At 73.3% G+C, this 22,625-nt stretch carries 18 protein-coding genes; 6 read left to right on the top strand and 12 right to left on the bottom strand.

Translation table 11 applies throughout. The features are described 5' to 3' along the window. Nucleotides 1-26 precede the first annotated feature (26 nt). From KIK05_RS03765 to KIK05_RS03730, 9 genes are all read right to left on the bottom strand, one after another. Nucleotides 27-1,844 carry an ATP-binding cassette domain-containing protein gene (locus KIK05_RS03765; RefSeq protein WP_214409106.1) on the bottom strand — a complete coding sequence of 606 codons (1,818 nt, stop codon included), beginning with the start codon at nucleotides 1,842-1,844 and terminating at the stop codon, nucleotides 27-29. Beyond that, nucleotides 1,826-3,610: an ABC transporter ATP-binding protein gene (locus KIK05_RS03760; RefSeq protein ID WP_214409105.1), complete on the bottom strand. Its 1,785-nt coding sequence runs from the start codon at nucleotides 3,608-3,610 to the stop codon at nucleotides 1,826-1,828. Before KIK05_RS03760 ends, KIK05_RS03765 begins: the two co-directional genes overlap by 19 nt. Before the next feature lie 136 nt (nucleotides 3,611-3,746). Continuing rightward, complete coding sequence (locus KIK05_RS03755) at nucleotides 3,747-3,875, bottom strand: ALQxL family class IV lanthipeptide (RefSeq protein WP_214409104.1); 129 nt, start codon at nucleotides 3,873-3,875, stop codon at nucleotides 3,747-3,749. A gap of 43 nt (nucleotides 3,876-3,918) precedes the next feature. Next, nucleotides 3,919-4,050, bottom strand: a complete 132-nt coding sequence (locus KIK05_RS03750) for an ALQxL family class IV lanthipeptide (RefSeq protein ID WP_214409103.1) — start codon at nucleotides 4,048-4,050, stop codon at nucleotides 3,919-3,921. Nucleotides 4,051-4,101: 51 nt separating this feature from the next. Further along, nucleotides 4,102-4,236, bottom strand: coding sequence for a hypothetical protein (locus KIK05_RS47920; protein WP_284681189.1), 135 nt, complete (start codon nucleotides 4,234-4,236; stop codon nucleotides 4,102-4,104). A gap of 133 nt (nucleotides 4,237-4,369) precedes the next feature. After that, nucleotides 4,370-6,142, bottom strand: coding sequence for an alpha/beta hydrolase family protein (locus KIK05_RS03745; protein ID WP_214409102.1), 1,773 nt, complete (start codon nucleotides 6,140-6,142; stop codon nucleotides 4,370-4,372). A gap of 14 nt (nucleotides 6,143-6,156) precedes the next feature. Continuing rightward, nucleotides 6,157-8,883, bottom strand: coding sequence for a class IV lanthionine synthetase LanL (gene lanL, locus KIK05_RS03740; protein ID WP_214409101.1), 2,727 nt, complete (start codon nucleotides 8,881-8,883; stop codon nucleotides 6,157-6,159). A gap of 208 nt (nucleotides 8,884-9,091) precedes the next feature. Next, nucleotides 9,092-9,928 (bottom strand): dihydropteroate synthase, encoded by an 837-nt coding sequence (gene folP / locus KIK05_RS03735; protein WP_214409100.1) that lies wholly within the window; start codon nucleotides 9,926-9,928, stop codon nucleotides 9,092-9,094. Between the two features lie 76 nt (nucleotides 9,929-10,004). Continuing rightward, nucleotides 10,005-10,874, bottom strand: coding sequence for a LysR family transcriptional regulator (locus KIK05_RS03730; RefSeq protein WP_214409099.1), 870 nt, complete (start codon nucleotides 10,872-10,874; stop codon nucleotides 10,005-10,007). Between the two features lie 719 nt (nucleotides 10,875-11,593). Here KIK05_RS03730 and KIK05_RS03725 point away from each other — a divergent pair. Then, nucleotides 11,594-12,586, top strand: coding sequence for a neutral zinc metallopeptidase (locus KIK05_RS03725; RefSeq protein ID WP_214409098.1), 993 nt, complete (start codon nucleotides 11,594-11,596; stop codon nucleotides 12,584-12,586). 173 nt (nucleotides 12,587-12,759) lie between these two features. Continuing rightward, nucleotides 12,760-15,102, top strand: a complete 2,343-nt coding sequence (locus KIK05_RS03720; RefSeq protein ID WP_214409097.1) for a LuxR C-terminal-related transcriptional regulator — start codon at nucleotides 12,760-12,762, stop codon at nucleotides 15,100-15,102. 21 nt (nucleotides 15,103-15,123) lie between these two features. On the opposite strand, the gene KIK05_RS03715 is transcribed toward KIK05_RS03720, so the two are convergent. Together KIK05_RS03715 and KIK05_RS46560 are read right to left on the bottom strand one after the other, a co-directional pair. Continuing rightward, entirely contained in the window at nucleotides 15,124-15,675 is a 552-nt protein-coding gene (locus KIK05_RS03715) for an ATP-binding protein (protein ID WP_214409096.1), read from the bottom strand. Continuing rightward, nucleotides 15,672-15,881 carry a DUF5999 family protein gene (locus KIK05_RS46560; RefSeq protein ID WP_250562189.1) on the bottom strand — a complete coding sequence of 70 codons (210 nt, stop codon included), beginning with the start codon at nucleotides 15,879-15,881 and terminating at the stop codon, nucleotides 15,672-15,674. The genes KIK05_RS03715 and KIK05_RS46560 overlap by 4 nt, the downstream gene beginning before the upstream one ends. Before the next feature lie 394 nt (nucleotides 15,882-16,275). Here KIK05_RS46560 and KIK05_RS03710 point away from each other — a divergent pair, with 394 nt between their 5' ends. The 3 genes from KIK05_RS03710 to KIK05_RS03700 all read left to right on the top strand — a co-directional run bounded on the left by KIK05_RS03710 (nucleotide 16,276) and on the right by KIK05_RS03700 (nucleotide 18,944). Then, entirely contained in the window at nucleotides 16,276-17,964 is a 1,689-nt protein-coding gene (locus KIK05_RS03710; RefSeq protein WP_308249727.1) for an LCP family protein, read from the top strand. A gap of 155 nt (nucleotides 17,965-18,119) precedes the next feature. Next, nucleotides 18,120-18,341, top strand: coding sequence for a hypothetical protein (locus tag KIK05_RS03705; RefSeq protein ID WP_214409094.1), 222 nt, complete (start codon nucleotides 18,120-18,122; stop codon nucleotides 18,339-18,341). 138 nt (nucleotides 18,342-18,479) lie between these two features. After that, a complete protein-coding gene (locus tag KIK05_RS03700; RefSeq protein ID WP_214409093.1) occupies nucleotides 18,480-18,944 on the top strand; it encodes a hypothetical protein in 465 nt (154 codons plus the stop codon). Nucleotides 18,945-18,961: 17 nt separating this feature from the next. On the opposite strand, the gene KIK05_RS03695 is transcribed toward KIK05_RS03700, so the two are convergent. Then, nucleotides 18,962-21,007, bottom strand: coding sequence for a spermine/spermidine synthase domain-containing protein (locus tag KIK05_RS03695; protein ID WP_308249726.1), 2,046 nt, complete (start codon nucleotides 21,005-21,007; stop codon nucleotides 18,962-18,964). Between the two features lie 196 nt (nucleotides 21,008-21,203). On the opposite strand from KIK05_RS03695, the gene KIK05_RS03690 reads away from it, so the two are divergent. Then, nucleotides 21,204-22,568: a S8 family serine peptidase gene (locus KIK05_RS03690; protein ID WP_214409092.1), complete on the top strand. Its 1,365-nt coding sequence runs from the start codon at nucleotides 21,204-21,206 to the stop codon at nucleotides 22,566-22,568. Nucleotides 22,569-22,625: the final 57 nt, after the last annotated feature.

Genomic DNA, 22,625 nt, shown 5'->3' with positions numbered 1-22,625 from the left:
GCGGCCGTCAGGAGCGGGCCCGTCCTTCACGGCCGCTCGGCTGCCGGCGGAGTCCACCAGTGGCCGACCAGGTCGGCGTACAGGGGAGATCGGGCCGGCAGATCCCGGTGCGTCCCGAGGAGCGCGGTCTCACCGTCCAGCACGAGCACGCGCCGGGCCCTGGCGGCGGAGCTGATGCGGTGGGCGATCACGATGAGCGTCCCGCCGCGCCGCGCGAACGCCGTCTCGGCCGTCGACTCGGCCGCCGGGTCCAGATGGCAGGTCGCCTCGTCGAGGACGACGACACGGGCCGGTGAGGCATGGGTGCGGGCCAAGGCGATCAGTTGTCTCTCGCCCGCCGACAGCGCGGCGGGCTCCTCGATCACGGCGTGGAGCCCGCCGAGCCGTTCGACCAGCTCGTCGGCGCCCACCGCCCGCGCCGCCGCGCGCAGACGGGCGTCCGAGGTGCCCGCCGGGCACAGGTAGGCGAGATTCTCGGCGACCGTGCCGGCGAAGACGTACGCCTCCTGCGGCACCAGCGCGACCAGGTTCCGCCGTACGTCTTCGGGCACCGCCGCGAACGGAAGCCCGCCGAACGTCACCCTCCCCCCGGTCGGCTCGCACAGCCCGGTGAGCAGCGTCGAGAGCGTCGACTTGCCGATGCCGCTGGGGCCGACGACGGCCAGGTGCTCTCCCTCGGGGATCATGAGATCGAGGTCCCGCACCACGGGCGTCGCTCCGGGGGCGTAGGCGAAGGTCAGCCGCTCGGCCCGTAGTTCGTGCCCGGCCGGTGAGGCGGCGTGGGACGGTGAGGCGGGCGCCGCGCCTTCGGGAACGGCGATGCTCTCGGCGATCCGGTTCAAGCCGACGACCAGGGCCACGCCCCAGCTCCCCATGGTGCCGACGAGCGATCGCAGAGCGGGTTCGAGGCCGGTCACCAGGTAGGTGGCGGCGCCGACGACCTCTCCCGCGCTGAGCCGGCCCCCCTCCACCAGCGGCCGGGCGGCGACGAGCAGGCCGAGCAGCGGCAGGTACGCTCCGACGGCGACGCAGAGCCGCCGCCACAGCCCCGTCCGGGCCAGCGCCCGGGTGGCCGCCGCCTGCCGGTCCACCGCGGCCCGCACCGTCGCGTACGCCTGCTCCTCCGCGCCGCACGCCTTGACGTCCCGCAGGCCGGCGAGGATCGGCGTGGCCGCCGCCGTGAGCGTCTCGTCGGCGAGGATGAGCGCACGCTGGCGGTCCATGAGCACGCGCATCAACCGGGCGAACATGACCAGCGCCACGGCCACGGGTACGGCTACGACGGCCGCCACCGGCGGGGACAGCGCCAGCACCCCCGCCAGCGCCGCGACCAGGGAGATGCCCAGGGCACGGGTGCCGCGCAGCAGCCCCGACACCAGGTTGCGCAGCATCTCGACCTGCTCGCTGAGCCGGGTGACCGCGGCGGTGTCCGGCGGTTCGGTGCCGCGGACCGCCCGGGTCACGGTGGCGGTGACGACGGCCCGTACCAGGCCGTCGCGGAGGGGCTCCACCACTGCGGCGAGATAAGGGAACATCAGCCGCGTGGCCGCGGCCTTGAGCAGCATCGCGGCGCCCAGCACGCCAAGCCAGGCCAGGCCGGTGCCCGGCCGCCCGGCGAGGAAGCCGCCGTCGACGGCGGCGGCGACGAGCAGCCCGGACAGCAGCGTCGGGGCCGCCTCGACCAGGGCCCAGACCAGGGCGATGGCGAGCGGCCGCCTGAGCGGGCGCAGCAGGGACAGCAGCAGGCCGAAGCCTCCGGCGACGGGCCGGGGGCCGCCTGTCGTGCCGGAAGCGGGGGGCGGGACGGCCGGCGTCGGTGGGCGGGTCAGCGCCGGACCGGACATGTTTCCTCCATCTCGGACGTGTCGCCGACCGGCCGGGGGCCGGCGGCGAAGAGGGCGCGGTAGTCCGGGTCCTTCCACAGCGCCTCGTGGCGACCCTGGGCCCGGATCCGGCCGTCCTGCAGCCAGACGACGAGGTCGGCGCGGGCGGCGGTGGTGGCCCGGTGGGCGATGACCAGCCGGGTGGAGCCTCGCATGCCGTCCACCAGGGTGCGGGTCACCTGGGCCTCCGTCGCGGTGTCGAGGCTGGAGGTGGCGTCGTCCAGGACGGTCAGGCGGGCCGGCCGCGCCAGCGCCCGCGCCAGGCCCAGCCGCTGGAGTTCCCCGCCGGAGAGTGGGGCGGTGGCGGCGGGAGTGGCGTACCCGTGCGGCAGGCGGCGGACGACATCGTCCACGTGCGCGGCGCGGGCGGCCCGGCGGACCGCGTCCAGGCCGAGCGCCGGGCCGCCGTAGGCGACGGCCCCGGCGAGGTCGCCGCCGAGCAGTGCCGGGCGCTCGAACGCGTAGGCGACGGCCGCGCGCAGCGAATCGGGGCGGACATCGGTCAGGCACTGGCCGTCGAGCAGCACCTGGCCGTGATCGGGGTCCAGCAGCCGGCCGGCCAGCAGGGCCAGCGTCGTCTTGCCGGCGCCGGAGGGCCCGACGACGGCGGCCAGTGTCCCGGCGGGTATCTCCAGGTCCACGCCGTCCAGGAGCACGGTGTCCTCGCCGGTCACGGTCACGCCGCGGAACGAGAGCGCCCCGGCGCCGGGCCGGAGGGGGCGGGTGCCGGGAGCCGGGGCGGGCAGGAGGAGCACGTCCTGGAGGCGTCGGGACGCGGAGCGGGCGTGGGCGACCCCCATGAGCGCTTCGGCCTGTTCGAGGAGGCCCAGTCCCATCGCCGTGTAGCCGGCGACGGCCAGGAGCCGCCCCGGTTCGAGGCGGCCGCCGGTGACGCCGAGCCCGGCCACGGCGAGCACGATCACTTCGACGAGCGGCAGCAGCAGCGCGATCCGCCAGACGCCTCGCGCCTGGACCCGCCACATGTCGTGCCCGGCGGCGGACAGATCGGCCAGAGGGACGAGCACCCGGGCGATCTCGCGGCCGGCGGTGCCCGAGGCCCGCACGGTGCGAGCCCCGGCCAGCGTGTCGGTCAGGCGCGCGGCCAGCCTGCCCTGCGCCCCCTGGTAACGGTCGTACACCTCCGAGATCCGCGCCACGAGCAGCCGCACGACGACCACCGCGACGGGCACGCCGACCAGGAAGGCCACGCCCGCGCGCCAGTCGGTCACCAGCAGCGCCACGACGCCACCGGCCGAGGTGAGCAGCCCTGTGGCGGCGTAGAGCATCGTGAGCGGGACACCCCCGCTGGTCGCCGTGTTGCTCACCAGGCGGTTGGCCAGCTCACCGGTGGGGAGACGGCCGGCCCCGGCGGGGCCGAGCGCGAGGATGTGGGCGGTGAGGCGCAGGCGCAGGCCGGCCGTGGCCGACGCGGTGGCCGCGGCGCCGGCGACCCCGCCGGCGACGTCGGCGCAGGCGGCCGCGGCCAGGACGAGGGCGAGGAGCCAGGCGGCCTGGCCGCCCCGGCCGGTGAGCGCGCCGTCCACGGCCGCGGCGAGCACGGCGGGCAGGGCGAGCGCGGTGACCGCCGACAGGACCGCGGCCGCGGCCGTGACCGCCAGGGGTGCCCGGACACCGCGCGCCACCGAGGCGAGCAGACGGTCGCCGTGCCGGTGGGTCGCCTGTTCCCGAGGCGCGTCGGCGCCGGGATTCGGCACACGTTCTGACATCGATTTCTCTCTGTTCGTGCCGTACGGCGGACGGAACCCTCCTGCGGCTCGTACGGCGAAAGCCGGTGAACGGGACCGGAGTCCCGCCCCGGCCCATCGAAGGGCCGGAACGGGACTCCGGTCGTGGACGGCCGCCTCAGCCGAGGGTCGTCCAGTTCGTGAAGTTGGAACACGTGATCAACAGACAGGTGTTCACTCCGCAGGGAAGCAGCCGGGACTGCTCGTCGGCGGGGAGCATGTCCAGGGCGGACAGATCGAGATCCATGTCACCTCCTTTCCGTCGTGATCGGGGAACCGGGCTCACGGCGTCACGGCGTCGGCGGCCAGACCGAGCCGTTCACGTCGCAGGTGACCCACGTGCACGTGATCCTCGTGCAGGGCATCAGCCCCGTCTCCTCGTCACCGGGGAGCAGGTCCAGGGCGGACGGATCGAGTTCCATGACACCTCCTTTCTCGCGATCCGCTTTCGGGCTTCGGCCGCTGTGCGGCGATCAGCCTCCCCAGACGCTGCCGAAACACGTGTAGGTGTCGCAGGTGACCAACAAGCAGGTGACCCGCGTGCAGGGCATCAGCCCCGTCTGCTCGTCACCGGGAAGCATGTCCAGAGCGGACAGTTCGAGGTCCATGACGGCTCCTTTCTCTCTCGTCGCTTTCACCGCGCCACTCGAAGGCGCGGCTTGCTTTCACCGCGCCATGCGAAGGCGCGGCCGGCCCGATGTCCGGGCAGGTCTGGTGGGTGGGCGCGGCGGCGCCCGCCGGTCATGCGGGGTGGGACGGCCCGGCGCGGAGGAATTCGACGACCCGGGCGGTGACGAGGTGCCCGTCGCCGTCGGCCATCGGGTCGTGGCCCGCGCCCGGGATCTCCAGGTACGTCACCGGGTCGGTGCGGCCGGTCCGCAGGAGCCGGTCGTACAGGCGCCGCGAGTGGGCGGCCGGGATGGTGGTGTCCCGCTCCCCGTGCACGAGCAGCAGCGGCAGCCGCATCCGGCCGGCCAGCCTCAGCAGGTCGCGTGGGCCGAGTTCGTCCTCGTGGGTCTCCTCGCGCCCCCGCAGCCGGTCGATCAGGTTGCGTACGGACTCCGTCCCGTCCTCGTACAGCGCGCCGGCGGACAGGAACGGCGCGACGGCCACGGCGCGCGCCCACAGGTCGGCCCGTGCGGCGGCCGCCAGGAGTGCCAGGTAGGCGCCGTAGCTCGCGCCGTACAGCATGGGCCGCTCACGCCCGGGTCCGCGCTCGGCGGCGAGGATCCGGCCGATCTCGGCGATGTCGGCCAGGTCGGGCCCGCCCCAGGCGCCCCGGATGGCGTCGCGGTGGGCCGCCCCGTATCCGGTGCTGCCGCGCTGGTTGGGCGCGACGACCGCGATCCCGGCCGCGGCGAGCCGCTGGAACAGCGGCTCGAAGCCGAGCTGCCAGGCCGCCTCGGGGCCGCCGTGGAGCGCCACGACCACCTGCGCGCTGGTCGCGGGCTCTCCGTAGACGACGACCTCGACGCTTCCCTCCGCCCCTCGCAGGTCCCGGGCGTGGGCGGGCGCCCATCCGCCGGCGGGGTGGGCGGCGGTGATCCGCGGCGGGGACGCGCCGGTCACCGTGACCGGGGACACCGGACGGTCGGGGCCGCTGTGGAGCAGGGTCAGCCCGCGGCCGTTCCAGTGGGCCGGAGCGTGGACGATCCCCGCGGGCAGGTCGATCTCGGTGCCGGTGTCCGTCGTGAGGTCGTGGACCAGCAGGTGGGAACGGACGCCGCGGGTGACCGACAGGGCCAGGCGCCGCCCGCCGGGATCCAGGGCGAGGGGCGCGACGGTTCCCTCGACGGCGTTCAGCCGGGCAGGGAAGATCGTCGGCCGCCGGCCGCCGCGGTGACGGACGCCCAGCCGGTGGCCGCCGTCCCGCTGGGCCGCCGTGAGCAGCACCCCGCCCCGGCGCGCGGCCGCCAGCAGGTGCTCGTCGCCCCCGAGGCCGGCCAAGGGACGGACGGCGCCGCTCGGCACGTCCACCACCACGACGCGGCGCTCCGGCCGGACGACGGTCACGGCGAGGGACGTGCCCGTCTCGTCGAGCCAGGTGCCTCCGGTGACGAGCCGGGGCAGTTCGGTGATCGGCTCGGGTGGCTCGGCCCGCCCGGACAGGCGCCACAGCACGGCCGGCCCGTCGGGGTTCATCTCGAACGCCACGGCCGCCGTCCCCCGGCCGGTGCCGGCGACGAGCCTGAGACCGCCCCCTTCGGCGCTCAGCAACTCGTGCTCTTCGCCGTCGTCCCGCACGAGGGTCACCCGGGAGCCGTTCGGACCGAAGCGGCACAGCAGGAGTCCTCCGTCGTCGGTGGGGACGGGGACGGTGCCCACGGTCCCCTTCTCCCGCGTGGGCAGCGGCCGGGACCGGGGCACGGGACCGGTGAGATCCCACACCTCGGGGACCAGGGACTCCGACCGGCCCGCCGCCAGGCACGCGAGGTACCGCCCCCGGCCGGAGAAGCGGAAGTTGATCCGATGGACGACCGGATCCTCCCGCCTCGCGGCGAGTGGCGGGCTCATGGCACCGAGACTCGTCATGCCCGGCCGCCGGGGGACGTCGACGGCGCCGAGCCGTCCTCGGGATCGGCCATCCAGGGGCGAGGTCCTCCGTGACGGAGGCGGTGCAGGAAGTCCAGCACCCCTGCCAGCCCGGTGTTCCAGCCGACGGTGACCTCGGCCTGGTTCTCGTCGGGCACCACCAGCAGGCCATCGCGAAGCGTCGCGTGGGCCCACAGGGCTCCCGCCAGTTCCTCGGCCTGCTCGCGGTAGGCGGGCTCGCCCAGCAGATCGGCCATGTCCAGCAGGAACTGCCCGTCACCGGCCAGGCCGTGGCAGGCGGCCGTGCCGGAGACCAGCCGGTTGCCGTGGACGGCCAGCGCGGCGCCGTGGGCGGCGTCGCGGAAGCGGCGGTCGCCGTCGGCGGCGTGCAGGCGCACCAGGAAGGTGCCCACTCCCGAGGAGCCGTTGCACCAGTGCGGCAGCTTGTTTCCGCCGTTCGGGCCGTCCGCCCACCAGGCCCGCCCACCGTCGTGATCGGCCGCCTCCAGCAGGGTCTCCCCGGCGGTCAGCGCCGTCTCCACGCAGTCGTCGCGTCCGAGCACGCGACCGGCGGCCAGCAGGTAGGCGCCGATCCCGGCGACGCCGTGGGCGAATCCGTAGTGCACCACGCCGGCGAGCGCGGAGTCGAAGTCCTTGGGGATGGGCCACAGCACGGTCTTCGGGGTGTGTTCGGCGGCCTCCAGCAGCCCGTCGGCGCACGCGTCCGCCCGTTCCAGGAACCGTCCGTCCCCGGTGGCCTGCCAGAAGTGCAGCAGCGCCATTCCGGTCCCCGCCAGTCCGTGGCAGATGTCGGGGTTCGGCCAGCGGATCGGCAGGCCCAGCGCCATTTCGAGGCCGGCGGCCCGGAGCCTCTCGTCGCCGAGCGCGCGCCCGGCCTCGTGCAGGCCCCAGGCGATGCCGGCCCGGCCGAAGTACAGTCCGGGCGAGGGCCGGTGCTCGCCCTCCAGGCGCCGCACCGTCCAGTCCGCGGCCGTGCGAAGGCCCGCCAGCAGGTCGTCCCGCAGCCCCGGCGGCACACCCTCGCCCGGGCGGGCGGGATCGGCCAGCCTGGCCCACAGCGCGAGCACTCCCGCCGAGCCGTACTGCACGGCGCAGGGATCGGCGCTCTGCCCGAGGTTCCGGGCGGGCCACAGGTGGGGGGACGGTACGGAGCCGGTGCCTGGTGTCATCGTCCGCAGCGTGTGGGCGAGGCCGTCGCGCAGCAGCCGGTCCTGCTCCTCCGTCCCGAGGCGGTAGGCGCCCGCGGGCTCGGGGGACGGCACCGGCCCGGAGGCCATCTCGTCGAGGAACGTCCGCACCCGCGGCAGATCCCATCGCCGCGCGGGATCCTCCCGCATCACGCCGAGGATCAGGGGCGCCAGGGCGGCGGCCACCGGATCCCCCTGTGTGGCCACCCGCACCAGTGCCTCCACCCGGGAGTCCCAGGACCGCGGGCCGGCGGGCCGATCCGGTACGAGGGCGGGCCGGCAGCCCGTGAGGAGGAACAGCGCGGTCGCCCCGAGCGCGTACATGTCGGCCTCCGCGCCGGGCGCGGGCCCGTAGCGGGCGGACAGCTGCTGCTCGGGGGGCGCGTATCCGGGGGTGAAGGCCCGCGGCACGGGTGTGCCCGGCCTGGCCGCCATCTCCAGGTCGATCAGCCGGCAGTCGCCGCCGTCCATGACCATGACGTTGTTGGGCGTCAGATCGCGCAGCACGTAGCCCTGTCCGTGCACCGTGTGGACCAGGTCGGCCAGGCGCCGGATCAGCGGGACGAGCTGGTCGCGCCGCTCCGACGCCGGGGAATCCTTCTTGCCGGCCCATCCGCTCAGCGGCGTTCCCTCGATGTACTCCTGTGCCAGGAAGACGTTGTCGTTCCTCTCGAAGAGCAGCACCTTGCGGGCCGTGACGCCGAGCGGTCCGAACAGGTCGAGCATGGCGGCCTCGTGGCGAAGCTGGTCGCGCTCGTCGGTGCCCATGACGGTGGCGCCGAGATACGGGCGGGCCTGCTTGATCACCACCTTGCCTCCGCCGGACCGGTCCTCGGCCAGGAAGACCCCGCCCTTGGCGCCGTGCCGCAGGGCCTTGCGCACCTCGAACCGGTCGGCGAGCAGGACCGACCGCGGCGCGCTGGTCCTCACCGGTGCCTGGCCCGAGTCGAACGGGCAGACCGCCCAGGCCGGCGGGGAGTACCAGGCCTTGCGGTCGTCGGTGACCCGGGTGCCGTCGGGCGCCGTGAGCCGTGAGCTGTAGGAGCCGTCGTTGTCGAGCACGCTGGGCGCGGAGAACACGCCGAACCGGTAGTGCACCAGGCTGCCGGGCAGGTAGGCGCGGTCGGAGAGGATCGGCGGGCCGGGCAGGCCGTAGGTGGCCCGGTGCAGTTCCTCCGCGATCTCCCTGGCGGTCGCGTCGTCCGGGGGGTAGACCGTGATGAACTTGCCCACCGACCCGCGGTCCAGGGCGCGGGAGACCAGGCCGGTCAGGTCGTCCTGGGTGGCGGCGAACTTGAAGGGGCAGCCGCGGCGCCCGAGCACCTCCACCACCCGGGCCAGCACGACGGGCGCCGACAGCGGCGTCGCCGACACGTGGAGCTTCCAGCCCTGCGCGCGGGTGCCCGCTTCCGCCTCCGGGGTCACGTACATCCACGGCTCGTGGTGGCCGAACCGCCACCCGGCGGCGCCACCCGCCACGCGGCCCAGAACCCCCCTGGCGATGTCCTCCAGCACGTGACGTTCGGCCTGAGGAACGTCTGTCCCATTCGAACTGCTCGCGTCCAAGCCGCCGGTACTCCAATCGTCCGCACTCGGCACGGGAAAGCACCGAGGCAATCGACAAAAGTGGCCGTCGTGAGCGGCTCCCCCAGCTCTCCGACGGCATGAACCACCGTGTCAGCGGGGTCTTGTGGCGTGCTTGGGAGAACTTGTGGGAGCGCCGTCAGGAGGAACGCAGGCGGCTGATCGTGGCGAGGGCGGAGACGGCGGAGACGGGGTCGTGGACGCGGAAGACGCGGGCGCCCTGCCAGGCGGACACCGCGAGCGTGGCGAGGGTGCCGGCGTGCCGCTCGTCCACGGGGAGGCCGCCGAGGGTCTCCCCCACGAAGTCCTTGTTGGAGACGGCGACCAGCACGGGCCATCCCGTGGCGACCATCTCCGGCAGCCTGCGGCTGACCTGGAGGGAGTGCCAGGTGTTCTTGCCGAAGTCGTGGGCGGGGTCGATGAGGACGCCGTCCGGGCGCACGCCGGCCCGTACGGCGCGCTCGGCGAGGCCCACGGTGTGGGAGATCACGTCGGCGACGACGTCGTCGTAGGCGATGCGGTGCGGGCGGGTCCTCGGGGTGACGCCTCCGGCGTGGGCGCAGACCAGGCCGATGCCGTGCTTGGCGGCGACCTCGGCGAGAGCGGGGTCCGGGCCGCCCCAGGTGTCGTTCAGCAGGTCGGCTCCCGCCTGGGCGACCACCTCGCCGACCTCGGCCCTCCAGGTGTCGACGCTGATGATCAGGCCGGGGTGGGCGTGCCGCACGGCGGCGACCAGGTCGGCCACGCGCCGGATCTCCTCGCCGGCGTCGACGTCGTCGCCGGGACCGGCCTTGACCCCGCCGATGTCGACGATGTCGGCCCCGTCCCGCACGGCTTGGGCGACCGCCGCGAGGGCGGCCTCGAAGGCGTAGGTCTTGCCCTGGTCGTAGAAGGAGTCGGGGGTGCGGTTGACGACGGCCATGACGGCGAAGTCGCCTGGTCCGAACTCGCGGTCGCGCAGGCGCAGAGTATGCATCGTCGCAAGCGTACGCCGGTTGGCGGCGGCCGATGCCACCCGGCGTGCCCGAGGCGACGGGAACGCTCCAAAAGCCTCACACCGCCGAGGCGTGCTCCGCGACGTTGAGGAAGTCCTGCGCGGCGCCCGCCAGCCGCCTGCGCGTGTGCACGACCGCGACGACGCGCCGCAGCGGGGGGTCGAACGACCGGACCACCAGCCCGGCCCGCACGGCCTGGTCGGAGGTTCCACGATGCCAGAGCACCGACGCCGAGGCCGTGCGGGCGGTGGCCAGCCAGCCGCCGCGCTCGTCGGCCTCGACGGCCACGACCGGCCGGACGCCGAAGGTGGCGAACAGCTGGTCGAACTCCTTGCGCCGCGCGCTTCCCGGGGGCGGGAGGACGAGGCGTAAGCCGTTGAGGCGGGTCATCGGCACCGATTCGGGCAGGTCGAGGCCGGGCGGGGAGACGAGCACGATCTCCTGGCGTTCCACCGGGTGGCTCACGAGGTCGGCGGGGACGGGCAGGTCGGTCAGCCCCACGTCGGCCCGCTGCTCGCGGATGGCGTTCACCACTCCGTCGCGGCCGTCGCACCGGACGATCTGCACGCGTACGCCGGGATGCTCGGCGACGTATGCGGGCAGGAGGCGTCCGGCGAGGCCGGCCTCGAGGCTCGGGGGTGAGGCGACGCGCAGCTCGCCGCCCCCCGAGTGCGTCTGCGTGGCGAGCGCCTCGATCTCGTGGACGGCGTCGAGGGCTTCCTTGGCCAGTTTGACGACGCGGCGGCCCTGGGCCGTCACGACGACTCCCCGGCCCGAACGGGCGAAAAGGGTCATCCCGAGTTCGCGTTCCAGGTCCCGAATCGCGCGGGAAAGCGCGGGCTGCGCGATGTACAGCGATCTGGCGGCGTCGGTCATGGTGCGGTGCTCCGCAGTGGCGACCACATAACGGAGCTGCTGCAGATTCATGCAATCGAAGCTAGGGCAGAGGAGTGCGGCGATTCCGGAACATCGCAGAGATCACCTTGGATGATTCCAGAATGTAACCAGATGCGACTACATCCGTGACTGCTGAGAAAACAGTAGGCTTCTGCCCTAATTGGCCAGAATTGTGGGGCCTTGTTACAGGGGAGACTGCTCGGCCGGTAGAGGCCGGGAAGGGGGCAGACGGATTGGCGCACAACGGGCAACCTCCATTTCCACCACCGCCACAGGGCGGACGCCATTCCTATCCGCAAGGGCAGCCCGGATACCCGCCCCCTCCCCCGCCGGGGTACCCGCCGCAGAGACCCCCGGCGCCGCACCCGGGCCAGGGGCCGGCGGCACCGCACCCGCACCAGGGGCCGGCGCCCTCCTACGCACCCCAGGGCCCCGCCCAGCCGTACCCGCCGCAGGCGCCCGCGCAGCCGTACCCGCCTCAGCAGTACCCCCCGCAGCAGGGACCGGGGCAGTCCCCGCCGCAGGGACCGGCGTACCGGCAGCCGTACCCGCCACCCCAGGGGCCGGGGCGGCCGCAGGGCGGGCCGCCGCACCAGCCTCCTCCCCCGCCGCCCGGCGGGCAGGTTCCCGGGGGCGGGCCCGGCCGGTACCCGGCGCCGCCCGGTCCCGGCTGGAACCCCCCTCCCGGCCCGCCGCCGGGGCCGTACGGCCCCTACCGGCCGCCGAAGCCGAAGTCGAGCGCGGCGGCGGTGGTCGGCGGTCTCCTCGGGGTGGTCGCGGCGGTCTTCGTGCTGCTGGTGATCGGCGCGGCGGTGCTCAAGAGCTCCAGCCACCACGACACTCCCGTGGCGATGCCGACCTACCAGTTCCCGACCTACACGCCGAAGCCGTTCCCGACCTTCACCAGGCCTGACGACACCACGCCCAGCCCTGAGGCCACCACGTCGCACGACACCTCGAGCTCGCAGTCGAACACCACCACCAACACGCAGCCGAACAGGCCGACGCTGAACACCACGCTGAAGGGGAACTCGGTCTACCACGTCGGCACGCTGCCCCGCGTGGCCTGCCGCGCGCCGGCCACCAACGTCTTCGACAACGCCCAGCTGAAGTCGCTGATCTTGAAGACGGGGCAGTGCATGAACCGGACCTGGGCTCCGGCGCTCCGCCGGGTGGGCATCGACTTCTCGCCGCCGAACTACATGATCACCCCTCGGGGTGGCCGCGGCGCGTGCGGCGACTTCCCGCAGCGCGGCAGCATGGTGCCGTACTACTGCCCCCGCAACTCGACGATCTACGCCTCCACCACCGCCCTCGCCAGCGGGCGGGGCAACCAGCGCGGGTACGGCCAGATCGTCAGCTGGCACGGCGGGATCATCGCCATGATGGCCCACGAATACGGCCACCACGTCCAGCAGCTGTCCGGCCTGGCCAACTCCTGGTGGAGCAAGACGCTGTCGTCGGGCTCGCAGAGCGCCAAGCTCGCGCTGAGCCGCCGCTACGAGCTGCAGGCCAACTGCTTCAGCGGGATGTGGATGAGGTCGGTCGCCTCCAGCTATCCGGTGTCCGCCGGCAACCGCAACACCCTGTTCTACTTCTTCTCCAACGTCGGCGACTGGCCCGGGTACCCCCGCGACCACGGCTCGCCGCCCAACAGCGGCCGGTGGTTCAGGCAGGGGTACGAACGGCAGAAGGCCTTCCAGTGCAACACGTGGCTGGCCCCGTCCTCGACGACGTCGTGACGACGTGGGCCGGGACCGGGCGGGCGCCCGGTCCCGGCCCGTGGCCTCGCGCCATGGCGCAGGGTGAACGGCGCTCACCTGCGGCGATACGCTGAGAGCGGCGGCGCGTGGTCCGGGTGCGCCGCCCGGTCCTGATACCGGGACCACTCGGGGGACAGGCGGCGTTATTCGCGATGACGGCGGCGAGCGAGTGCAGGCGGGTCCGTGGCGGGCTGCCCGCCGAGGTGACCAGCTTCGTCGGGCGGCGCCACGAGACCGCCGAGATCAAACGGCTGCTGTCCGCCTCCCGGCTGGTCACCCTCACCGGCGTCGGCGGGGTCGGCAAGTCCCGCCTCGCCCTGCGGGTGGCCTCCGAGGTGCGGCGGGCCTTCCCCGGCGGGGCCTGGCTGGTCGAGCTCGCCCCGCTCGGCAACGGCGAGCTGGTCCCGCAGGCCGTGGCCGAAACCCTGGAGGTCCAGGACTACTCCTCGCGGTCGCCCATGGAGGTGCTCCTGGAGCACCTGGCCGGACGCCAGGCGCTGATCGTGCTCGACAACTGCGAGCATCTGCTCCACGAATGCGCCGTCCTCGCGGACACGCTCCTGCGCTCGCTGCCCGACCTGCGGATCCTCGCCACCAGCCGCCAGCCGCTCGGCATCGCGAGCGAGCAGATCATGGACGTGGCGCCGCTGTCGTTCTCCACCGGCCCGGCCGACTCCCCCGCTCAGGGCGACGCGGTGCAGCTGTTCGCCGAACGCGCCTCGGCCGTGGTGCCGGGCTTCGAGGTGACCCCGGCCAACCGGGAGACGGTGCTGGCGATCTGCCGGCGGCTCGACGGGCTGCCGCTGGCGATCGAGCTGGCCACCGTACGGCTGCGCGCCCTGTCGGTGGAGCAGGTGCTGGACCGGCTCGACGACCGGTTCCGGCTGCTCACCGCCGGGTCGCCCGCGGCGCTGCCCCGGCAGCGCACGCTGCGGGCGCTGATCGACTGGAGCCACGACCTGTGCACCGAGCAGGAGCGCCTGCTCTGGCAGCACGCGTCGGTGTTCAGCGGCGGGCTCGACCTGGAGGCCGCGGAGGAGGTCTGCTTCGGCGAGGGGATCGCCAGGGACGAGGTGCTCGACCTCGTCACCGGGCTGGTGGAGAAGTCCATCCTGGTCCGGGAGGAGCACACGGGCGGGGTGCGGTACCGGCTGCTGGAGACCATCCGGCAGTACGGCGGGGAGCGGCTCGCGGACTCCGGGCAGGAGACGGCCCTGCGGCGGCGGCACCGCGACCACTACCGCACGCTGGCGGCCGAGGCGTACGCCAAGCTCTTCGGACCGTCGCAGGTCGCCTTGCTGGCCCGGCTCCAGCGTGAGCACCCCAACCTGCGCGCCGCCCTGGAGTGGTCGTTCAACGAGCCGGGTGAGGCCGAGAGAGGCCTGGCCATGGCCGCCGACCTCATCTTCCACTGGATCACCGCCCGCCACGCGGGCGAGGGACGCCGCTGGCTGGAGCGCGGCCTGGCCCTCGTCCCCGGGCCGAGCCCGATCCGGGCGCGGGCGCTGTGGTGCCAGGGGTGGCTGGCCATCGTCCAGTCCGACCTCGCCCCGGCCGCCCGCATGCTGGAGGAGAGCCGGGCCGTCGCCGAGTCCCTCGGGCTCGCCTCGGACCTCGCCTACGCCACCCTGTTCTCGGGGATGATCGCCATGTCCCGCGGCGACGCGGACACGGCGGCCGCGTCGTTCGAGGAGGCCTTCCACGCGCACCGCGCGCTGGAGGACCCGGCCGGGCAGGCGCTCGCGCTGATCCGGCTGGCCATGGCCAACTCGCTGCGGGGGGACGCCGCCGCCGCCATCGCCGCCGCCGAGGAGGGCCTGCTGGTGTGCGACTCCCACGGGGAGGGCTGGCATCGCGCGTACGCCATGATGGCGCTCGGCGTCGAGGTCTGGCGGCAGGGCGACCGCCGGCGGGCCACCGAGACGGAGAAGGACAGTCTCCGCTTCAACCGCACCGTCGACGACATGTTCGGGGTCGGCCTCAACATGGAGGTGCTGTCCTGGGTCGCCGTCCAGGAGGGGGACCACGAGCGGGCCGCCGTGCTGATGGGCATCCTCGACTGCGTCTGGCGGGCCGTCGGGGCGCCCCTGTGCGGCTACCGGCCGCTGATGAAGTACCACGTCGAATACCGCGCCCGCACGATCGAGGCCATGGGGGAGGCCGCCTTCCGGGCGGCGGCCCAGCGCGGCACGCGGCTCCCCTACGACGAGGCCGTCCTTTACGCCCTGGAGGGGGACGTCCCCGAGCAGGAGGCGCCGGCGCCCGCGGGGGAGGCGGGGCCGAGGGGGCGGCTGGGACCGCTCACCCGCCGCGAGTCGGAGATCGCGCAGCTCGTCGCGCGCGGGATGAGCAACAAGGACATCGCGGCCACGCTGGTGATCTCCCAGCGCACCGCCGAGGGGCACATCGAGCACATCCTCGACAAGCTGGGGTTCAACTCCCGCACCCAGATCGCCGCCTGGGTCAGCGAGCGCGGCCAAGGCGCGGCCTCCTGACCTCGCCTCGCGCCGTGACGCCTAGCAGTGGTCGAACGCGGGGGAGGCGGGCAGCTCGAACCACATGGCCTTGCCCTCGGGTGTCCGGATGGCGCCCCAGCAGCACGACAGCAGGTCGAGGAGCTTGAGCCCCCGGCCGCCTTCGTCGTCGTCGGCGGCCTCGCGCATCTCGGGCAGGGTGCTGTCGGTGTCGGTCACCTCGGCGCGCAGGGCGCCTTCGAAGACCGCCAGGGTCAGGTGGCGGATCGCGCCGTGGGCGTGCCGGATGGCGTTGGTGACGAGCTCGCTGACGAGGAGCTCGGCGACCTCGGCGTGATCGTCCATTTCCCACGCCTCCAGGCAGGCGCGGGTCAGGCGGCGGGCCGCCGCCGCGGCGCAGCCGGAGTCGGGCAGCCACCAGGACACCATCCGGACGCCGGCCTCCTCGACCAGGTCGAAGATGTCCTCTCCCAGTCCGTTGCCGGCGATCCGCCACTGCGCCGGAGTGATGACCCGCCGGTCGGCGGCGGAGTCGATCTCACACGGCAGGCGGCGCTCTGCGGCGACATCGTGGACGAGCGTGAGCGGGCTCATGCCGCACGCCCCAGGTTCTCGCGGCGTGGCCGGTACATCCGGGGCGGCACGCTCCGGCCGTCGGGCAGGAGTTCGCCGTTGTCCTCGAAGATGACAACGCCGTTGCACAGGAGCCCCCACCCCTGCTCGGGATGGAAGGCGATCAGGCAGGCCGCCTCCCTATCGGGAGCGCCCGCGGGTGGGCAGTGAGGTTGGTGCTGGCACATGGTCGTTCCCCCTGGGACATGTCCCACCTGGAGAGATGGAACACTCTTGACGTCCAGCATGCCTGCCCGGCCTCGCGGATGAACGGGGGAAAACCCCCGTATCGGTACCCATCTGGCATACGTAGGTAGTACGTATGCGGGCCGAAGATCTTTCCGCGCGCCCCCGGCCGGCGGATCTTCCGCGGGCCCGGCGACCGCGCCCCGGGCCGACGGCGCACGTCAGCGACACAGCACCTTACCCAGGTAGTAACCGCCCTATTCCCCGAAATCGGCTTTGTGTCAATCATGTCCAGGTATGGGGGTTAGAATCCTGGAAATCCGTGAACGCACGGGGGCCGACCATGGCGTTTCTCCTGGTTGGCGGCTGGATTCCGACAGTCGTGAGGGAGCGCTTGTGACGACGCCTCTGGGCCGTACCGCGGGGGACGCGGCCGGAGAGGGACCGGAGAAACCGGCCCCTCAGGAGAAACCGGCACCACAGGAGGCGGCTCCCGAGGACGCGACCATCGCACAGGAGAGCCCCGAGGCACGCGAGCCGGGATCCCGGGGCAAGGCGGCGCCGAAGCCCTCCGCGGCCCCTCGCTTCGCCAAGCCCCCGACGGCGGGGTCCATCATCGGGTGGACGGCCCTGTCGGCGATCGTCCCCGGCGCGGCGCACCTGCGGGCCGGGAAGCGGCGGACCGGATTCGTCCTCCTCGGCGCCTTCGCGCTGCTGCTGGTCGCCGCCCTCGTCTTCGCGCTCGTCGCCGGGGCGAACCTCGAGACCTTCGCCGGTACGGCCGTCAAGGACAGCACGATGGTGACGGTCATCGTGGTCGCGGTCCTCGGAGCGCTGGCCTGGTTCGCCCTCATTCTGACGTCCTACATCGCGCTCGGCCCCCAGAGGCTCCCCCAGACGGGCCAGGTGATCTCCGGCATCCTGGTCGGCGTGCTGTGCGTGTCCGTCATGGCGCCCTTCGCGCTGACGGCGAGCAGCATGCTCACCGCCCGCGAACTCGTCAACGACATCTTCCAGGGGGACCCCGAGCCGGACCCGTCGACGGGCGCGACGGCCGCGCCGGTCAAGCAGGAGGACCCGTGGAACGGCCGCCGCAGGGTCAACTTCCTGCTCCTCGGCGGCGACGCCGCGGGCGACCGTACCGGCGTGCGGACCGACAGCATGACCGTGGCCAGCGTCGACGTCACGACCGGCAACTCCGTCATGTTCAGCCTGCCGCGCAACCTGCAGTTCGCCCACTTCCCCAAGGGTGACCCGCTCGCCGCCAGGTTCCCCAACGGCTTCACCGGTGACTCCGGGCAGGGCCTGCTCAACGAGGTCTGGCAGTACTCCGAGGACCATCTCGGCAAGGGCAAGGGCCCTCACGAGCTCAAGAGCGTCATCGGCAACATTCTCGGGCTCAAGATCGACTACTACGCGATCGTCGACATGTACGGCTTCGCCGCCCTCATCGACGCGATCGGGGGCCTGAAGATCCGGGTCGAGAGCGACATCAAGTGGGGCGGCCACTTCGGCACGGCGGGCGTCATCAAGGCGGGCGTGCAGAAACTCGACGGCGAGCACGTGCTCTGGTACGGCCGCTCGCGCGTCGACAGCGACGACTTCTCGCGCATGTCGCGCCAGCGCTGCGTGATGGGCGCCCTGCTCAACCAGGCCACGCCGAGCGTGGTGCTCGCGAACTTCGGCAAGATCGCGACCGCGACCCGGCACCTGTTCCGCACCGACATCCCGCGCGACCTGCTGGAGCACCTGGTGCCGCTGGCGCTGAAGGTCAAGGACGCCAAGACCACGACCCTGCAGTTCGTCCCGCCCACCATCTGGCCCGGCGCGGCCGACTGGATGAAGATCCGCCGGCTCACCGCCCAGTCGGTCAAGGAGTCGGAGCGCTCCGCCCCCGCCGTCGCCGCCGGCGCCACCTCCAGCCCGTCGGCGTCCGGGAGCACGGCCACCCCGAGCACCTCGGGCTCCTCGCCGGTCCCCTCCGCGTCGCGCACCGCCAAGGCGTCCACGCCCGTGCGGACCCCGACGCCCAACCACCAGAGCAAGAGCGCCGCCAAGTCCCTGCAGGAGGCCTGCGGCTTCTGAAGCCGCCTCCGAGGCGCCCGGTCACATCCCCGCGTGGCCGGGCGTTTCCTCTCGGTGAATTGATCAGCACGCTCTTGCCACGCGCCGGTTTCTGCAAGATGATCATCCCGATCGCGCGATCTTCTTCCCCCCCGCTCCAGCAGAAGGAGACATCGATGCGCCTGCGTACGACACTGTTCGCTTTCGCGGTCGCGGCCACGGCGGTCGTGGGCGTCACCGCCCCCGCGCACGCCAGGGCCGCCGGTTGGACCTACATCGGCGAGTACACCAGCAAGTCCAAGTGCGTCGACATGGGGCAGTCGTACCAGCGTGAAGGCTGGAACGAGTACAAGTGCTCGCTGAACGGCACCGGCTGGTACTACCTCTGGGTCCGCTAAGGTCCGCTGGCCGTGGCACTGAACGCCGAGGCCGCCCACTGCCTGCCGCCTGGACCGTCCGGGCACAATTGGGCTGTGGAACGTCACGAGTTCGGTGCCGCGGTGCGCCAGTTGCGGGAGATGATCTGATCGTCCCCTTTGTCACTGGAGCTCCTGGAGGGCCGCCCGCCCATGAACCCGTCCCCCGCGACGCGCACGGGCCCCGGCGGCACGGCGGGCCCGCGTGCCGCCGGCCGGCGCCGCCTTCCCCTCCTCGTCCTGGCCGTCCTCGCCGTCGCCACCGGCGCCTGCTCGTCCGGCCCTGGCCGGGGAGAGGTCGTCGGCCGCCCGTACACCGCGGCGTACACCTCCTACAGCCGCGAATGCTCCTCCTGGCACACCTGGACCACCAGGAGGACCACCGGGAGGTCCGGCTCCCGCAGGACCACCACCACGCGGCACCGCACCTGCACGGCCTACCGGTCCGTCCCCCGCCGGCACCCGGCCGCGTGGTACCTGCGGCTGCGCGACGGCTCCAAGGTGGCCGACCGGGCCGTCGACGCGACCGTCTGGCGGCTGTGCCCCGAGCACACCCACTACCCGGAGTGCGCGCGCGGACGGTGAGGAGGCGGCCGCCGCGGCTACAGGGCTCTGGCCGCGCGCGGGAGCAGCGCGAAGGCGCCGAGGTAGAGGAGACCGGCGACCACGAGCAGGCCCTCGTACCCGATGACCAGTGACAGGTATTCGAGGCAGCCGCCGAGGATGGCCCCCAGCAGGTTGGCGCCGAAGGCGACGGTCGCGTCGGCGGTGTCGGCGAAGCGCTTGGCGAAGACCACGTTGGCCGCGAAGATCGGCAGGAAGGCGACGACCACCGCGCACACGGCGCGCAGCGGCACCGGCAGCCCGAGCAGCCAGGAGTTCGGCACCAGCGCGGCCAGCACCAGGCCCCCGAGCAGCACGGTGTACATGACCGGCAGCGAAGGGGTGCGCAGGCGCCGGGTGACCTCCACGGCGGCCAGCACCGCCACCAGCACGCCCGCGAACACGACGGCGTTGACCACCCAGGTGGTGCCGAACAGCAGCGCGAACCCGGTGACGTTCTTGGTCTCCAGGAGCAGGAACGACACGCCGAGCAGGAACAGGTCGGCGTAGGGACGCATCCGGCGGAACGGCCCGGCGACGGCGCGCACGGCGATCACGCTCACCAGCAGGATCAGGCCGAGCGTGATGAGGTAGATGGACGGGATGTCACGGCCGTGGAGGTAGAGGAAGGGGCGGTCGTCGACGGCGGGGGGCGGCGTCCCGGCCTGCGCTCCCGCCCACTCGCCGCCGCAGCGCTGCGCGTCGGGCGTCACCCCCGCCGTGATGACGGCCTGCTGCCCGGCGCCGACCTGGTCGACGCACGGCTTGTGGCCGAAGGCGGCCTGCGCGGTGGAGGCGAGCCGGTCGACCAGCCACTGCTCCCGGTAGTAGTTGTACATCGAGAACGCGCCGCCGGGCTTGAGGTGGTCGTGCGCGGCGCGCATGGACTCCTGCGTGAACAGGTAGCTCTCCAGGCGCAGCGAGCTCGCCCCGGAGACCAGGGTCAGCGAGTCGGGCAGGGCGAAGAGGATGAGGTCGTACTTCTTGGCCGTGCGTTCGAGGAAGGCCCTGCCGTCGGTGATGTGGGTGGTGACGCGCGGGTCGGCGTAGGGGTGGTCGGGGTGGAAGGCGCCGCCGAGCTCGCGGAGCTTGGGGTCGATCTCGACGGCGTCCACGTGCTTGGCGCCCTTCGACAGGGCGATCGCGACGTCGGTGCCGCTGCCCGCGCCGACGATGAGCACGTCGTCGAGGCTCCGCACGGCGGCCCGCTCGTACGGCATGGCGTACTGGCGCTCCCACTGCAGCCGGTAGGCGGCGGGGATGGCCTGCTGGTGGGGGATGCCGTTGACCGAGATGTCCATGATCGGTACGCCGCCGTAGCCGTAGGACCGGTAGGTCACCTTGTAGTACGGGGACCAGACCGCCCCCGCGCTGAGCGTCTCCACGGCCAGCGCGCCGACGATCACCAGGGAGGGGACGGTGACGAAGGCCAGGTAGCGGGGCAGGGAGCGCGGCCGCAGCAGCGCGCCGTACGCCAGGGCGGCGATCAGGCCCCAGGCGAGCGGCGGGGCGCCGGCCAGCGACAGCAGCGAGAACATCGCGATGCCGGTGAGGCTGCCGATGAGGTCGTAGCGGTAGGCCTCGAGCCTGGGCAGCTCGGGGAAGCACCGTCCGACGAGCTCGGCCGGACCCATCAGCACCAGGGCCGCCGCGGCGAAGACCACGGGAAGGATCGCCCAGGCCGGCGGGCCGCTGGTGTGCAGGCTGGTGAAGTAGAGGACGCCCTCGGCCTCGCGGTTCACCGTGACCGGGAAGCGCAGCACGATCACCACGAGCGCGGCCAGGACGACCGGCGAGTAGTACGGCTGCCGGCGGGTGCGCCCGACCCGGAGGAAGCCCAGGCCGATGCCGAGGAACGAGCCGAGCAGCACGAAGTTGGTGAAGTAGCTGAGGTGGACGATGTTGGAGCCGGTCCAGCGGATCAGCGCCAGCTCCAGGAAGAGCATGAACGCGCTGGCCACCACCAGCCTCGGCCGTACCGGCAGCCAGTGCCCTCCCTTCGCTCCGGATCCTGGACGCGACGGCGTGTCTACCTCGGCGATCACGGTCTCAACGTAGGCCAAGCGCGGCACCGGTGGGAAGTCTTCCGAAGACCGCCCGCACCGGAAAATTCCGGAGGCGACTCGCGGGGATAACGGGTGAAATACCTGGTGGCACGGCATTTCTCCTGGTGGACGTGACCAGGGCCGATGCAGGAACGTGGTCCTGTTCCGTCTCTCGCGATCTCGAGGTGGTGTCCTCATGCGAGTCCTGATCCAGCTCCGCCCCTCCCCCGACGTCGTCGCCGCCGTCGCGGCCCCCGACATCACCGCGACGACCGCCGACGTGACCGACGGGCTCGCGGGGGTGGCGCTCGACCACTCCTTCACGCCGGTCGCCGTCCCCCGCGCCCACCCGGCCACGGCGGGCGGCGACCCGCTGTCGCTGAAGCAGCCCCTGGTCTTCTCCATGGCCCCCGACGAGGCGTCCGTCCTGGTCAGAGGTGAGATATCCGACGACGAGAGCTCGGCGCGGCTCGCGCTGCTGCCCGCCCGCAACAGCGACGTGGTCGGCGTCTACGCCGACCCGGTGATCGAGACGAGCCTCACCTGCGGCGGCAGCCCGCCCGTCGGCACCTGGGAGGACGTCGCCCGCCTGCTGGAGGTCCCGCGGCTGCGCGCCGAGGGGTACGACGGCGCGGGCGTGGCGCTGGCGGTGTGCGACACCGGCATCAACGCCGACCACGTCACCCGCCACATCGGCGGCCCCGTCACCATCGACCGGGAGCGCAGCTGGAACCCCGCCGGCGTCACCGGGCAGGCCGGCGGCTTCCCCGTCAACCACGGCACGATGTGCGCCTTCGACGCGATGATCTCCGCGTCGCGCGCCGCGCTGCTCGACGTCCCGATCCTGCTGTCCAAGAAGCGGGGCGGCTCGGTGATGGACGGCCTGCTGTCCGACGCCATTGCGGCCTTCGCCCACCTGCGCACCGTGCTGGAGGCCCAGCCCGTCGCCACCCGCGCGCTGGTCGTCACCAACAGCTGGGGCAGTTTCTCCCCGCAGTGGGACCTTCCGCCGGGGCAGCCGGGCAACTACTCCGACAACGCGGCCCACCCGTTCAACATCATCGTGGGCAGCCTGGAGCAGGCGGGGGCCGACATCCTCTTCGCCGCGGGCAACTGCGGTCCCGAGTGCAAGGACCGCCGCTGCGGGTACCCCGAGCGTCCCATCGTCGGCGCCAACTCCCACCCGCAGGTGCTGTCGGTGGCGGGCGTCGACACCGCCGGCGAGAGGGTCGGCTACTCCTCCAAGGGCCCCGGACGGCTGAGCGACCACAAGCCGGACATCTGCGCCTACACGCACTTCTCCGGGTCCAAGGCCTTCGGCGATGACTCGCCCGATTCGGGCACCTCGGCCGCCTGCCCGGTGGCGGCCGGCCTGGTCACGGCGATCCGCACCCGCTGGCCCGCCTCGCAGATCTCGCCGAGCCAGCTGCGCACGCTGCTCAACCGCACCGCCGCCGACCGCAGCGACGTCGGCTTCGACTACGCCTACGGGTACGGCATCGCCGACACCGGCGCGATCCTGGCGGCCCTGAAACGCCGCGCCTCCAGAAGCGCGGCGTGACCGGCCTCCGGCACGGCGGCGCCGCGCTGTCCCGGCGCCGGCCGGGCGCGTAGCGTG

The organism is Sphaerisporangium fuscum (genome assembly GCF_018531465.1).
GTDB classification, from domain to species: Bacteria; Actinomycetota; Actinomycetes; order Streptosporangiales; family Streptosporangiaceae; genus Sphaerisporangium; species Sphaerisporangium fuscum.
The sequence above is the reverse complement of the archived record's forward strand: the minus strand, read 5'-3'. Positions and strand labels throughout refer to the sequence as shown.